The organism is Pseudomonas sp. EL_65y_Pfl1_R83, from assembly GCF_963970695.1.
Classification (GTDB): domain Bacteria; phylum Pseudomonadota; class Gammaproteobacteria; order Pseudomonadales; family Pseudomonadaceae; genus Aquipseudomonas; species Aquipseudomonas tritici.
This window is the reverse complement of record NZ_CAXAQI010000011.1, coordinates 56,847-70,978: the sequence shown is the minus strand read 5'-3', so window position 1 is coordinate 70,978 and position 14,132 is coordinate 56,847. Positions and strand designations below refer to the sequence as shown.

At 60.0% G+C, this 14,132-nt stretch carries 11 protein-coding genes; 10 read left to right on the top strand and 1 reads right to left on the bottom strand.

Translation table 11 applies throughout. The features are described 5' to 3' along the window. Positions 1 to 26: 26 nt before the first annotated feature. From prlC to AACY08_RS16975, 8 genes are all read left to right on the top strand, one after another. Positions 27 to 2,078, top strand: a complete 2,052-nt coding sequence (prlC, locus tag AACY08_RS17010) for an oligopeptidase A (protein WP_339470501.1) — start codon at positions 27 to 29, stop codon at positions 2,076 to 2,078. Next, positions 2,075 to 2,350, top strand: a complete 276-nt coding sequence (locus tag AACY08_RS17005) for a YheV family putative zinc ribbon protein (protein WP_339470499.1) — start codon at positions 2,075 to 2,077, stop codon at positions 2,348 to 2,350. The genes prlC and AACY08_RS17005 overlap by 4 nt, the downstream gene beginning before the upstream one ends. A gap of 276 nt (positions 2,351 to 2,626) precedes the next feature. Further along, positions 2,627 to 3,379, top strand: coding sequence for a gluconate 2-dehydrogenase subunit 3 family protein (locus tag AACY08_RS17000; RefSeq protein ID WP_339470497.1), 753 nt, complete (start codon positions 2,627 to 2,629; stop codon positions 3,377 to 3,379). A 2-nt stretch (positions 3,380 to 3,381) separates the two neighbouring features. Beyond that, positions 3,382 to 5,166: a GMC family oxidoreductase gene (locus AACY08_RS16995; RefSeq protein WP_339419223.1), complete on the top strand. Its 1,785-nt coding sequence runs from the start codon at positions 3,382 to 3,384 to the stop codon at positions 5,164 to 5,166. Between the two features lie 12 nt (positions 5,167 to 5,178). Beyond that, the gene (locus AACY08_RS16990; RefSeq protein WP_339470495.1) at positions 5,179 to 6,477 is read left to right on the top strand and encodes a cytochrome c; all 1,299 of its coding nucleotides are present in this window, start codon (positions 5,179 to 5,181) and stop codon (positions 6,475 to 6,477) included. Positions 6,478 to 6,558: 81 nt separating this feature from the next. Further along, positions 6,559 to 7,617, top strand: coding sequence for a PA0069 family radical SAM protein (locus AACY08_RS16985; protein WP_339470493.1), 1,059 nt, complete (start codon positions 6,559 to 6,561; stop codon positions 7,615 to 7,617). A gap of 227 nt (positions 7,618 to 7,844) precedes the next feature. After that, entirely contained in the window at positions 7,845 to 8,576 is a 732-nt protein-coding gene (locus AACY08_RS16980) for a carbonic anhydrase (protein ID WP_339419217.1), read from the top strand. An 85-nt stretch (positions 8,577 to 8,661) separates the two neighbouring features. Next, on the top strand, positions 8,662 to 10,209 hold the full coding sequence (locus tag AACY08_RS16975; RefSeq protein ID WP_339470492.1) for a SulP family inorganic anion transporter: 1,548 nt from the start codon (positions 8,662 to 8,664) through the stop codon (positions 10,207 to 10,209). Between the two features lie 128 nt (positions 10,210 to 10,337). Here the strand turns inward: AACY08_RS16975 and AACY08_RS16970 are convergent, their stop codons facing one another. Continuing rightward, complete coding sequence (locus AACY08_RS16970; RefSeq protein ID WP_339470490.1) at positions 10,338 to 10,985, bottom strand: hypothetical protein; 648 nt, start codon at positions 10,983 to 10,985, stop codon at positions 10,338 to 10,340. Positions 10,986 to 11,353: 368 nt separating this feature from the next. On the opposite strand from AACY08_RS16970, the gene coxB reads away from it, so the two are divergent. Both coxB and ctaD read left to right on the top strand, forming a co-directional pair. Beyond that, on the top strand, positions 11,354 to 12,481 hold the full coding sequence (coxB, locus tag AACY08_RS16965) for a cytochrome c oxidase subunit II (RefSeq protein WP_339470488.1): 1,128 nt from the start codon (positions 11,354 to 11,356) through the stop codon (positions 12,479 to 12,481). Between the two features lie 58 nt (positions 12,482 to 12,539). Beyond that, positions 12,540 to 14,126 (top strand): cytochrome c oxidase subunit I, encoded by a 1,587-nt coding sequence (ctaD, locus tag AACY08_RS16960; RefSeq protein ID WP_065875623.1) that lies wholly within the window; start codon positions 12,540 to 12,542, stop codon positions 14,124 to 14,126. Positions 14,127 to 14,132: the final 6 nt, after the last annotated feature.

Sequence of the window (14,132 nt, the reverse complement as noted above, 5' to 3'; positions counted from 1 at the left end):
CAGTTTCTTCAGCCAAGGTGCCAACCGTGAGCGCGAACAACCCTCTTCTGCAGTCCTACGACCTGCCGCCGTTCTCGGCGATCCGTGCCGAGCACGTCCAGCCGGCCATCGAACAGATCCTTGCCGATAACCGCGTTGCCATCGAAGGCATCCTGCAAAGCCAGGGGAAAAATCCGACATGGGCCGGCCTGGTCCTGGCGATGGATGAACTGAATGACCGCCTGGGTGCCGCCTGGAGCCCGGTCAGCCACCTCAACGCCGTGTGCAACAGCGCTGAACTGCGCGAAGCCTACGAAGGCTGCCTGCCCGCGTTGAGCGCCTATTCCACAGAGATGGGCCAGAACCGCGCGCTGTTCCAGGCTTTTGAAGCCCTCGCCAATAGCCCGGAAGCCGCCGGTTTCGACGTGGCGCAAAAAACCATCCTGGAACACGCCCTGCGTGATTTCCGCCTGTCGGGCATCGATTTGCCGCCGGAACAGCAAAAGCGCTACGCGCAAGTGCAAAGCAAACTGTCCGAGTTGGGCAGCAAGTTCTCCAACCAGTTGCTGGATGCTACCCAGGCGTGGACCAAGCACGTTGCCGAGGAAGCCACCCTCGCCGGCCTGACCGACTCGGCCAAGGCGCAAATGGCTGCCGCTGCCCAGGCCAAGGGCCTCGACGGTTGGTTGATCACCCTGGAATTCCCCAGCTACTACGCGGTAATGACGTACGCCGAGGATCGCGCGCTGCGAGAAGAAGTCTACGCGGCTTACTGCACCCGCGCGTCGGACCAAGGCCCGAATGCCAGTCAGAACGATAACGGCCCGGTGATGGAACAGATCCTCGACTTGCGTCAGGAACTGGCTCAACTGCTGGGCTACGCGTCCTTCTCCGAACTGAGCCTGGCCACCAAAATGGCCGAGTCCAGCGACCAGGTGCTCAGCTTCCTGCGTGACCTGGCCAAGCGCAGCAAACCGTTTGCCGCCCAAGACCTGCAACAGCTCAAGGCTTACGCCGCTGAACAAGGCTGCGCCGACCTGCAAAGTTGGGACAGCGGCTTCTATGGCGAGAAACTGCGTGAGCAGCGCTATAGCGTGTCCCAGGAAGCCCTGCGCGCCTACTTCCCCATCGACAAAGTGCTCGGTGGTCTGTTCGCCATCGTCCAGCGCCTGTACGGCATCGAGATCGCCGAGCAAAAAGGCTTCGACACCTGGCACCCGGATGTCCGCCTGTTTGAAATCAAGGAAAGCGGCCAGCACGTCGGTCGCTTCTTCTTCGACCTGTACGCCCGCGCCAACAAGCGTGGCGGTGCCTGGATGGACGGCGCGCGCGACCGTCGCCGCACGGTTGATGGCGTGCTGCAAAGCCCGGTGGCCAACCTGGTGTGCAATTTCACCCCGGCCGACAGCGGCAAGCCTGCCCTGCTGACCCATGATGAAGTCACCACGCTGTTCCACGAATTCGGCCACGGCCTGCATCACTTGCTGACCCGCGTCGAGCATGCCGGTGTGTCCGGCATCAACGGCGTGGCCTGGGATGCGGTGGAATTGCCTAGCCAGTTCATGGAGAACTGGTGCTGGGAGCCGGAAGGCCTGGCGCTGATCTCTGGCCATTACGAAACCGGCGAGCCGCTGCCCCAAGACCTGCTGGAAAAAATGCTCGCGGCGAAGAACTTCCAGTCCGGCCTGATGATGGTGCGCCAGCTGGAATTCTCGCTGTTCGACTTCGAACTGCACGCCACCCACGGTGATGGCCGCAGCGTGGCGCAAGTACTGGAAGGCGTGCGCGATGAAGTCTCGGTGATGCGTCCGCCGGCCTACAACCGCTTCCCCAACAGCTTTGCGCACATCTTCGCTGGTGGTTATGCGGCGGGTTACTACAGCTACAAATGGGCTGAAGTGCTCTCGGCGGATGCCTTCTCCAAGTTTGAAGAAGACGGCGTACTCAATGCCGAAACCGGCCGTGCTTTCCGCGAGGCGATCCTGGCCCGTGGCGGTTCCCAGGCGCCGATGGTGCTGTTCGTCGACTTCCGCGGACGTGCGCCGTCGATTGACGCACTCTTGCGCCACAGCGGCCTGAGTGAGGACGCGGCAGCATGAGCGAAGGGCCTGTGATGACCAAAAAGCAATTCATCGCCGGGGCGGTCTGCCCGGCGTGCAGCGAGCCGGACAAGTTGAAAATGTGGACCGAGGACAACGTGCCGCATCGCGAGTGCGTGGCCTGCGGTTATACCGACACACTGAATGACCAGGGTCTGTCGGTGCCCAAGGAATTGGGTACGCGGGTCAACACCTCAGCGCTGAAAGCGCCGGCTGATCCTAACATTCAAGCCGTACAGTTTTTCCCCAACCCGAAGCTGAAAAAAGACTAGGCGTTATTCGCTGATCTAGTGTGGGCGCTGCTTGTTTGGGGAGCTGGCTTGCCTGCGATAGCATCACCTCGGCCTGATAGGACGATTAAGGTGTTTGCATCGCAGGCAAGCCAGCCCCCCAAACAAGCAGCGCCCACTTTTTTTGCCCGCATTTACTCGACTTAGGTCGCTGAATCGATTCCCCTCATCCTTAGCCTGCTATCCTTTGTAACTATTGATTGCCAAAAAAAGCTCACTAGAAGCTGATAACCCGTGACCACATGATGAGGTGCCACCATGTCTGATCAAGATCAAGACAACCCCCGGCGTGACTTTCTGCGCAAATCCTTGACCTTGATCCCGGTGGTCACGGTTGCCAGCACCGGCCTCGGCGGCTCGATGCTGATGGCTACGCCAGAGCCAGCGCAGGCCGCGCCCGCCAAGTCTGCGGCCAGCGACAAAGCCTATGAGCCTACGTATTTCACCGCCGAGGAATGGTCGTTTATCAATGCCGCCGTCGAGCGCCTGATTCCCGCCGATGCCCAAGGCCCAGGTGCCCTGGAAGCGGGTGCACCGGAATACATCGACCGGCAGATGAACACGCCTTACGCCAGTGGTGCCCTGTGGTTCATGCAAGGCCCTTTCAACGCTGACGCACCGCCTGAGATGGGCTGGCAGAGCAAATTGGTACCCAAAGAAATCTATCGTCTGGGCATTGCCGCGACGGATGCATGGTCGAAGGCGTTCAACGGTAAAGCTTTTGCTGCGCAAGACAGCGCTACCCAAGACGATATGCTGCGCCGCCTCGAGGCTGGCGGTAGCGAAGTTGCTGCGCATTTCGAGACGGTGCCGCCGAAGATGTTCTTCAACCTGCTGTTGCAAAACACCAAGGAAGGCTTCTTCTGCGACCCGATCCACGGCGGCAACAAAGGCATGGTCGGCTGGACCATGATTGGCTTCCCCGGCGCTCGCGCCGACTTCATGGACTGGGTTGAACGCAACGAGCAATACCCCTTCCCGGCAGTTTCCATCCGCGGCGAGAGGGCATAAACGTGGCGACCATCATGAAAAAAGTAGATGCAGTGATCGTCGGCTTCGGCTGGACCGGCGCGATCATGGCCAAGGAGCTGACGGAAGCGGGTCTAAACGTGGTCGCGCTGGAACGCGGCCCGATGCAGGACACTTACCCAGACGGCAACTATCCGCAGGTCATCGACGAATTGACCTACAGCGTGCGTAAAAAACTCTTCCAGGACATTTCCAAAGAGACGGTGACCATTCGCCATAGCGTGAATGACGTGGCCCTGCCTAACCGTCAGTTGGGTGCGTTCTTGCCGGGCAATGGCGTCGGCGGTGCAGGCCTGCACTGGTCCGGCGTGCATTTTCGCGTCGACCCGATGGAGTTGCGCATCCGTAGCCATTACGAAGAGCGTTACGGCAAAAACTTTATCCCCAAGGACATGACAATCCAGGACTTCGGCGTGAGCTATGAAGAGCTGGAGCCGTTTTTCGACTACGCGGAAAAAGTCTTCGGCACCTCCGGCCAGGCCTGGACGGTGAAAGGTCAAGTCGTTGGTGAGGGCCGTGGCGGCAACCCATATGCACCGGACCGTTCCAATCCGTTCCCGTTGGAAGCACAGAAAATCACCGTTTCCGCACAGCTGTTTCAGAAAGCTGCTAGCGATGTGGGTTACAAACCCTACAACCTGCCGTCGGCCAATACCTCGGGGCCTTACACTAACCCCTATGGTGCGCAGATGGGCCCGTGCAATTTCTGCGGGTTTTGCAGTGGCTATGTTTGCTACATGTATTCCAAAGCCTCGCCGAACGTGAACATCCTGCCAGCGTTGCGCCAGGTGCCGAATTTCGAACTGCGGCCTAATTCTCACGTGCTCAAGGTCAACCTCGACAGCACCAAGAGCAAGGCCACCGGCGTGACTTATATCGACGCCCAGGGCCGGGAATGCGAGCAGCCGGCGGACCTGGTGATCCTCGGCGCGTTCCAGTTCCACAATGTGCGTTTGATGCTGCTGTCCGGTATCGGCAAGCCTTACGACCCGATTACCAATGAAGGTGTGGTGGGCAGGAACTTCGCCTACCAGAACATGGCGACCATCAAGGCGTTCTTCGACAAGGACACCCACACCAACAACTTCATCGGTGCGGGCGGCAATGGCGTGGCCATTGATGACTTCAATGCCGACAACTTCGACCATGGGCCTCACGGCTTTGTGGGCGGCTCGCCGATGTGGGTCAACCAGGCGGGAAGTCGGCCTATTGCGGGCACCTCGAATCCGCCGGGAACCCCGGCCTGGGGCAGCGCGTGGAAGCGCGCGACCGCCGATTACTACACCCACCAGGTGTCGATGGATGCCCATGGCGCTCATCAATCCTACCGGGGCAACTACCTGGATCTGGACCCGGTTTATCGTGATGCCTACGGCCAGCCGCTGCTGCGGATGACATTCGATTGGCAAGAAAACGACATCAAGATGAACCGCTTCATGGTAGAGAAAATGGGCAAAGTCGCCGAAGCGATGAACCCCAAGGCAATTGCCGTGCTGGGCAAAAAGGTCGGTGAGCACTTCAACACCGCGTCGTACCAGACCACCCACCTCAACGGCGGCGCGATCATGGGCACCGACCCGAAAACCAGTGCCTTGAATCGTTACCTGCAGTGCTGGGATGTACACAACGTGTTTGTGCCAGGCGCATCCGCGTTCCCACAAGGTTTGGGCTACAACCCTACCGGTCTGGTGGCGGCGCTGACCTATTGGTCGGCCCGGGCGATCCGCGAGCAGTACCTGAAAAACCCCGGCCCACTGGTTCAGGCATAAGGAGCGATGACCATGAAAGCACTTGTTATCGCGACGTTTGCCCTATTGAGCAGTTGCTCGATCAGCGCGGCTGAAACCGACCTGGTCAAGCAGGGCGAGTACCTGGCCCGCGCCGGTGACTGCGTGGCCTGCCACACCGCCAAGGGCGGTAAGCCGTTTGCCGGTGGCCTGCCGATGGAAACCCCCATCGGCGTGATCTATTCCACCAACATCACCCCGGACAAGACCGGCCTGGGCGACTACAGCTTTGAAGACTTCGACAAGGCCGTGCGCCATGGCGTCGCCAAGAACGGTAGTACGCTTTACCCGGCGATGCCCTACCCGTCTTACGCACGTGTCAGCGAAAACGATATGCAGGCGTTGTATGCGTATTTCATGAAGGGTGTTGAACCGGTCGCCCAGGAGAACAAGGACAGCGATATTCCCTGGCCACTGAGCATGCGCTGGCCGTTGGCGGCATGGCGCTGGATGTTTGCGCCCGAGGTGGCAGACTACCAGGCGCCGGCTAATGCTGATCCGGTGATCAGCCGGGGTGCTTATTTGGTGGAAGGCCTTGGCCACTGCGGCGCTTGCCATACGCCACGGGCTTTGACCATGCAGGAAAAAGCCCTGAGTGCCACTGATGGCAACGCGTTCCTGTCTGGCAGCGCGCCGTTGGAGGGCTGGATCGCCAAGAGCCTGCGCGGCGACCACAAGGACGGCCTCGGCAGTTGGAGCGAGGCGCAACTGGTGCAATTCCTCAAGACCGGCCGCAGTGATCGCAGTGCGGTGTTTGGTGGCATGAGCGATGTTGTGGTCCACAGCATGCAGTACATGTCGGAAAATGACCTGACGGCTATCGCCCGCTACCTCAAGAGCCTGCCGGCGGTGGACCCCAAGGACCAGCCGCATCAGTACGACAAGCAGGTAGCTGATGCCCTGTGGAAAGGTGATGACAGCAAGCCAGGTGCGTCGGTGTACATCGACAACTGTGCGGCCTGCCACCGTACTGACGGCCATGGCTATACGCGGGTGTTCCCGGCGCTGGCGGGCAACCCGGTGTTGCAGACGGCGGATGCCACGTCGCTGATCAACATCGTGTTGAACGGCGGCACGTTGCCGGCCACGCACGCGGCGCCGTCGACCTTCACCATGCCAGCATTTGCCTGGCGCCTGTCGGACCAGGAAGTGGCGGATGTGGTCAGTTTCATCCGCGGCAGTTGGGGCAATAAGGGCGCGCCGGTCAACGCCAGCGATGTGGCGGACCTGCGCGAGAAAGATCTGCGCACCACTTCAGGCGATGACTTGGGACAGGTCACGCAAAAGCACTGATCCTTCCCTGACCGCCAAACGGCACTGGTCAGAAACCTTGCGCCTCGATACTGTATATAAAAACAGCATCGAGGCGTTTTCATGTCTACTCCGCTGCCGCCCCGTGGCCGTGGCACGGCCACTAACCTGCATAACCGCTTTGCGCCCACCGTCAGCGTGGTCGAGGACGACGGCTGGTATCAGGAAGTGCCGCCGACCCAGGGCACCGAAGTGCGTATCGAAACGGCCAAGACCCTCATCACCCGCAACAACTCGCCGGACTTGCCGTTCGACCGTTCGATCAACCCGTACCGTGGCTGCGAGCATGGCTGCATTTACTGCTATGCGCGGCCCAGCCATGCTTATTGGGACATGTCGCCGGGGCTCGATTTCGAAACCAAATTGATTGCCAAGACCAACGCCGCCTATGTGCTGGAGCAGCAACTGTCGAAACCGGGCTATGTGTGCGCGCCGATCAACCTGGGTTCCAACACCGACCCGTACCAGCCGATCGAGCGCGAGTACACGATCACTCGGCAAACCCTTGAAGTGTTGCTGCGCTACCGGCATCCGGTGACCATCATCACTAAGGGCTCATTGATTCTGCGCGATCTGGATTTGCTCACTGAGTTGGCGCGTCAGCGGCTGGTGGCGGTGATGATCAGCCTCACCAGCCTGGACGACGAGCTCAAGCGCATCCTGGAGCCGCGCACGGCGGCGCCGAAGGCGCGGTTGCGAGCGATTCGGGTAATGCGCGAGGCGGGGATCCCGGTGGGCGTGCTGTGTTCGCCCATGATTCCGATGATCAATGACAGTGAGCTGGAAAGCCTGCTGACCGAAGCCCACGCCGCTGGCGCGCAGAGTGCGGCGTACATGATGCTGCGCCTGCCGTTGGAGGTGGCGCCGCTGTTCGAGGAGTGGCTGGCGGCGCATTACCCGCAGCGTGCGGCCCATGTGATGAGCCTGGTACGCCAGGTGCGCGGCGGTGAGGTATACGACAGCCGCTTCGGCGTGCGCATGCGTGGTGAAGGGCCATTTGCCGATCTGCTGGCGCAGCGCTTCAGCAAGGCGATCAAGCGCTTGGGGCTCAACCAGCGGGAGGGCTTCAATCTGGATTGCACGGCGTTCTGTCCGCCAGGCAGGCAGATGGCTTTGTTGTAGACTGAAGAGGCGATTTGCGAAGTCCGTGTAGGAATAGTCGCTTTTTGACATCACTGAAACCCGCGGACTAGAGCGGTTCATTCAGTTTGAGTTAAGTTTCGGCGGTTAACGTGTTCTGCGAGTGACTGATGAGTCGGCGTCCCGCTTTGTGGCTTTTGCAACTGTTCCACACGCCCGGCGTCGAACTGACCTGAAAGCTCCCCTGTATTTAATCAAGAGGATGAATCATGAGTGACCAGGATAAACAGCCGTTGGCTGCGTCGGCTTCAGCCCCTCAGGTGGCGGAAACCGCCGATGCAGCGCTTAAACATATTGTTGACGGCTTTTTGCATTTCCATCACGACGTCTTTCCCCAACAGGAAGAACTCTTCAAGAAACTCGCCACGGCCCAAAGCCCACGAGCGATGTTCATTACGTGCGCCGACTCGCGCATCGTGCCCGAGCTGATCACCCAAAGCTCTCCGGGCGACCTGTTCGTGACGCGTAACGTCGGTAACGTGGTTCCGCCTTACGGCCAGATGAATGGCGGCGTTTCTACTGCCATCGAGTACGCCGTACTCGCCCTGGGCGTGCAGCACATCATTGTCTGCGGGCACTCTGATTGCGGCGCCATGCGCGCGGTACTCAACCCCGATAGCCTGGAGAAGATGCCGACGGTCAGGGCCTGGCTGCGGCACGCCGAGGTCGCCAAGGCCATGGTCCATGACAACTGCGACTGCGCCAACGAAGGCGAGAGCATGAAGGTGCTGACCGAAGAAAACGTCATCGCCCAGCTGCAACATTTGCGCACCCACCCTTCCGTGGCTTCGCGCATGGCCAATGGTCATTTGTTTATCCATGGTTGGATCTACAACATCGAGACCAGCGAAATCCGTGCCTACGATGCGGACCAGTCGACGTTCCTGCCGTTGGGCGGCGAAGGGCCGATTCCTTCAGCGACGCCTAAAGCGCGCTTCTAAAACACTTCCCTGCCGGGTTTAGCGGTGGCTGCCATGGATGCAGCCAGGCTTTACCGCGCCCGGCCAATGCCTCGGGAGAGTCATCATGCGTGCTGCTCAATTGAAAGCTGTTTTGCCACGGGAGCTGCTCGCTTCGGTGGTTGTGTTTCTGGTCGCCCTGCCCTTGTGCATGGGTATTGCGATCGCCTCCGGCATGCCGCCGGCCAAAGGCCTGATTACCGGGATCATCGGTGGCTTGGTGGTGGGTTGGTTGGCGGGTTCACCGTTGCAGGTCAGTGGCCCGGCGGCGGGTTTGGCGGTGTTGGTGTTCGAACTGGTACGCCAGCACGGCATGCTGATGCTTGGGCCAATCCTGTTGCTGGCAGGCTTTCTGCAACTGGTCGCCGGGCGTTTGCGTCTGGGGTGCTGGTTCCGTGTTACGGCGCCGGCGGTGGTGTACGGCATGCTGGCAGGGATTGGCGTGCTGATCGTGCTGTCGCAGATCCACGTGATGCTCGACGGCGCGCCCAAACCTTCGGGGCTGGATAACCTGGCAGGCTTCCCTGCGGCGTTGGCTGAAGCGATCCCGACCCTGGGCGGCGGCCTGGGCTGGCAGGCGGGGTTGCTCGGTTTATCGACAATGCTGGTGATGTACACCTGGGACAAATTACGCCCGCAACGCCTGCGCTTTGTGCCGGGCGCCTTGTTGGGCGTGGGCCTGACCACCGTTGTCAGTTTGGTGCTGGCGTTGCAGGTCAAACGTGTGGAGGTGCCGGAAAATCTCGCCGATGCCATCGACTGGCTGCGTCCCAGCGACTTGCTGAACCTCGCTGATCCGCAACTGTTGATCGCCGCGTTCGCCGTGGCGTTTATCGCGAGTGCCGAGACCCTGCTCTCCGCTGCGGCGGTCGACCGCATGCACAGCGGTCAGCGTTCTGATTTTGACAGGGAATTGTCCGCTCAAGGTGTAGGCAACATGCTCTGCGGCTTGGTCGGCGCCTTGCCGATGACTGGCGTGATCGTACGCAGCTCGGCCAATGTGCAGGCCGGTGCAACTACGCGCTTGTCGGCGATGTTCCATGGCCTCTGGCTGCTGGGGTTCGTACTGTTGTTGTCGAGTGTGCTGCAGAGCATTCCGGTGGCGAGCCTGGCGGGTGTGCTGGTGTATACCGGGATCAAGCTGGTGGACATCAAGGCGTTCAAGGCGCTGGGGCGCTATGGGCGGATGCCAATGTTTACCTATGCGGCCACGGCGTTGGCGATCATCTTTACCGACCTGCTGACCGGCGTGCTGGTGGGCTTTGGGTTGACGTTGGTCAAGCTGGCGTTCAAGGCGTCACGGCTTAAAGTCAGCCTGATCGACTTGCCCCAGGTCGGTGAGATGGAGCTGCGCCTGACGGGGGCTGCGACCTTCCTGAAAGTGCCGGCATTGACCCAAGTGCTGGCGACAGTGCCCGCTGGGACGACCTTGCACGTACCGCTGAACAACCTGAATTATATTGACCATTCTTGCTTGGAGTTACTGGAAGAATGGGGGCGAGCCAATGCGGCGAAGGGTTCGACGCTGGTGATCGAGGCGCGTGGGTTGAAGCGCCGGTTGGAAGGGCGGGTGCGAATGACGACGGGGATAGGTTCGGCGCCATCTGTAAGCTGACGAAACCGGATCAAAATGTGGGCGGGCTTGCTCGCGAAGGCGGCGTGTCAGTCACCGGAAGTGTTGACTGAACCATAGCATTCGCGAGCAAGCCCGCTCCCACATGGGTTTTGTATTAGATCTAAGATCTAGGCCGGCTGATCCAACGCCAACTCAACCCCCAACTGCCGCGACAGGCACGGCCAGCGCTTCCACGCGGCCTCGGTGTTCGGGCTCTTGAGCGTTTCGCGGTAAGCCTCCACCGACTCCAGCGCAAAGCTCTCTTCGTTCAGCATTTCATCCACTGCTTGATGCACCGCCTCATCCAGTTGATTAGCGAATGTTTCGCCAATCAGTTGGTGGGCAATCACGTTAGCCACAGTGGTATCCGCCGGAATCAACGGCTGACCGAAATGCTTGATATACAGATCGTTGACCTCTTCCACCAGGCGATGGGCCAGGTAAGCCTCATCCAGCAGGCCGTCGAGCCCCTCGTGGCCTGCCAGGATCGCAGGCGGCTGCAGGAAGAAATGCTCGGCGATCTTCAGCACCGGCTTGATCTGGCTTTCGATACCGGCCTCGCGGGCTACGTCGTTGGCAGCGTCGAGCAAATCCGGGACGAGGTCGATGTAGGCGGTGACAAAGCGGGTCATGACAACGTTGCGATCACCGTCAGCCAGGGAAATGGCCGAATGCAGGTGCGGCAATTGTTTTTCCAGTTGCTGGGCAAGCTGGCCCGTGCTGGTTTCGTGTTGGTGGGCACGGGAAATCTGCTCGCGCAATGCGGCGGTGTTCATGAAGGCTCCAGTGATGCAGGCGTAGGAAAAGGGAGAGGATAAGGTAGCTCGTTTATACGAGCGCCTCAGACGCATTTGTCATAATTATTTCATGGTTATGCGCAGGCGTTATATCGAATCGCGATAGCGCACCGCATAAACGATTCCGCAGCCTGTTTCATTAAGCCCAAGTGCCTCATTTCAGCTCATTTACCCCTACACATTGCGGGGTTGCAGAGCCTGTCTATACTCGGATTTGTACGCGATTAGCTGATGACGCCAGACTGCATAAGCAGGCAAGGCTAAGCGGTTGTAAGCAGTATGGAAGCCGCTCCCTTCGACGCAGGTGCAAACCGGCGGGATAACAAGAACGATAAGGGGAACCCGCAATGATGCGACATCCACACGTTTGGATGGGCCTCCTGTTGTGGTCAGTATTCGGCCAGGCACATGCCGCCTGGACAACGAATATGGCGCCAGGGGCGACAGAAGTCAGTCACGCTGTGTTCGACCTGCACATGACCATTTTCTGGATATGTGTGGTGATCGGCATCATCGTGTTTGGCGCGATGTTCTGGTCGATGATCGTTCATCGCCGGTCCACGGGCCAGGTCGCGGCGAAGTTCCACGAGAGCACCACCGTGGAGATCCTCTGGACCGTAGTGCCCTTGCTGATCCTGATCGCGATGGCCATTCCTGCGACCAAGACCCTGATCAATATCTACGACAGCAGTGAATCGGATATCGATATCCAGGTCACCGGCTACCAGTGGAAGTGGCATTACAAATACCTGGGCCAGGACGTGGAGTTCTTCAGCAACCTGGCCACGCCCGCCGAACAGATCCACAACCAGGCGACCAAGGGCGAACATTACCTGCTGGAAGTCGACCAGCCGCTGGTGTTACCGGTGGGGGCCAAGGTGCGCTTCCTGGTGACGGCCGCGGACGTGATCCACTCGTGGTGGGTGCCGGCCTTTGCGGTCAAGCGCGACGCCATTCCTGGCTTCGTCAACGAGGCCTGGACGCGTGTCGAGAAGCCCGGCATCTACCGTGGCCAGTGCGCCGAACTGTGCGGCAAGGACCACGGCTTCATGCCCATCGTGGTCGAGGTCAAGTCCAAGGCCGATTACGAAACCTGGCTCGGCGAGCGCAAGGCAGAGGCCGCCAAGCTCAAGGAGCTGACCTCCAAAGAGTGGACCCTGGAAGAGCTCGTGGCGCGTGGCGACAAGGTCTACCACACCACCTGCGTGGCGTGTCACCAGGCTGAAGGCCAAGGCCTGCCGCCGATGTTCCCGGCGCTCAAAGGCTCGAAAATCGCCACCGGCCCGAAAGACGGCCACCTGAGCATCGTCTATCACGGCAAGCCCGGCACCGCGATGGCGGCGTTCGGCAAGCAGCTCTCTGAAGTGGATATCGCCGCCGTGGTGACCTACGAGCGCAACGCGTGGGGCAACAACAAAGGCGACATGGTCACGCCTAAAGACGTGCTGGCCATCAAGCAGGCGGAAAGCCCATGAACTCTTTCATGGCGTTTACCTCGACCTGCCCTGCCCACTTGCTCTCAGGAGAACGGCCATGAGCGCTGTGATTGATGACCATGGTCACGCTGACCATGCCCACGGCCCCGCCAAGGGTTTGATGCGCTGGGTGCTGACCACCAACCATAAAGACATTGGCACACTGTACCTGTGGTTCGCCTTCACCATGTTTCTGCTCGGCGGTTCGTTCGCCATGGTGATCCGTGCCGAACTGTTCCAGCCCGGCTTGCAGATCGTGGAGCCGGCGTTTTTCAACCAGATGACCACCATGCACGGGCTGATCATGGTGTTCGGCGCGGTCATGCCGGCGTTTGTCGGCCTGGCCAATTGGATGATTCCGCTGATGATCGGCGCGCCCGACATGGCCCTGCCGCGCATGAACAACTTCAGCTTCTGGCTGCTGCCGGCGGCATTCCTGCTGCTGGTATCGACCCTATTCGCCCCCGGTGGTGGGCCGAATTTCGGCTGGACCTTCTACGCGCCGCTCTCCACCACCTATGCACCGGAAAGCGTGACGTTCTTTATCTTCGCCATTCACCTGATGGGCATCAGTTCGATCATGGGCGCCATCAACGTGGTCGCCACCATCCTCAATCTGCGCGCTCCAGGCATGACGTTGATGAAAATGCCGCTGTTCGTCTGGACCTGGCTGATCACCGCGTTCCTGTTGATCGCGGTAATGCCGGTGCTGGCAGGCTGCGTGACCATGATGCTGATGGATATCCACTTCGGCACCAGCTTCTTCAGTGCGGCCGGTGGCGGTGACCCAGTGCTGTTCCAGCATGTGTTCTGGTTCTTCGGCCATCCCGAGGTGTACATCATGATCCTGCCGGCGTTTGGTGCCGTGAGCTCGATCATCCCGACCTTTTCTCGCAAGCCACTGTTTGGCTACACCTCGATGGTCTACGCCACGGCGAGCATCGCATTCCTGTCGTTCATCGTATGGGCGCACCACATGTTCGTGGTCGGTATTCCGTTGGTGGGCGAGCTGTTCTTCATGTACGCCACGCTGCTGATCGCCGTGCCGACCGGGGTGAAGGTGTTCAACTGGGTCAGCACCATGTGGCAAGGCTCTCTGACGTTTGAGACGCCCATGCTGTTTGCGGTGGCCTTCGTAATCTTGTTCACCATCGGCGGGTTTTCCGGGCTGATGCTGGCGATTGCCCCGGCCGACTTCCAGTACCACGACACCTACTTCGTGGTGGCGCACTTCCATTACGTACTGGTGCCCGGCGCGATCTTCGGCATTTTTGCCTCGGCCTACTACTGGCTGCCGAAATGGACCGGCCACATGTACGACGAAACCCTGGGCAAGCTGCACTTCTGGCTGTCCTTCGTGGGCATGAACCTGGCGTTCTTCCCGATGCACTTCGTCGGGCTGGCGGGCATGCCGCGGCGGGTGCCGGACTACAACCTGCAGTTCGCCGACTTCAACATGGTCTCGTCGATTGGTGCCTTCATGTTCGGCGCCACGCAGATCTTCTTCCTGTTCATTGTGATCAAGTGCATCCGTGGCGGTACACCCGCACCGGCCAAGCCTTGGGATGGCGCCGAAGGCCTGGAGTGGAGCATCCCTTCGCCTGCGCCGTACCACACGTTCACTACGCCGCCGGAGGTCAAATGAACACGC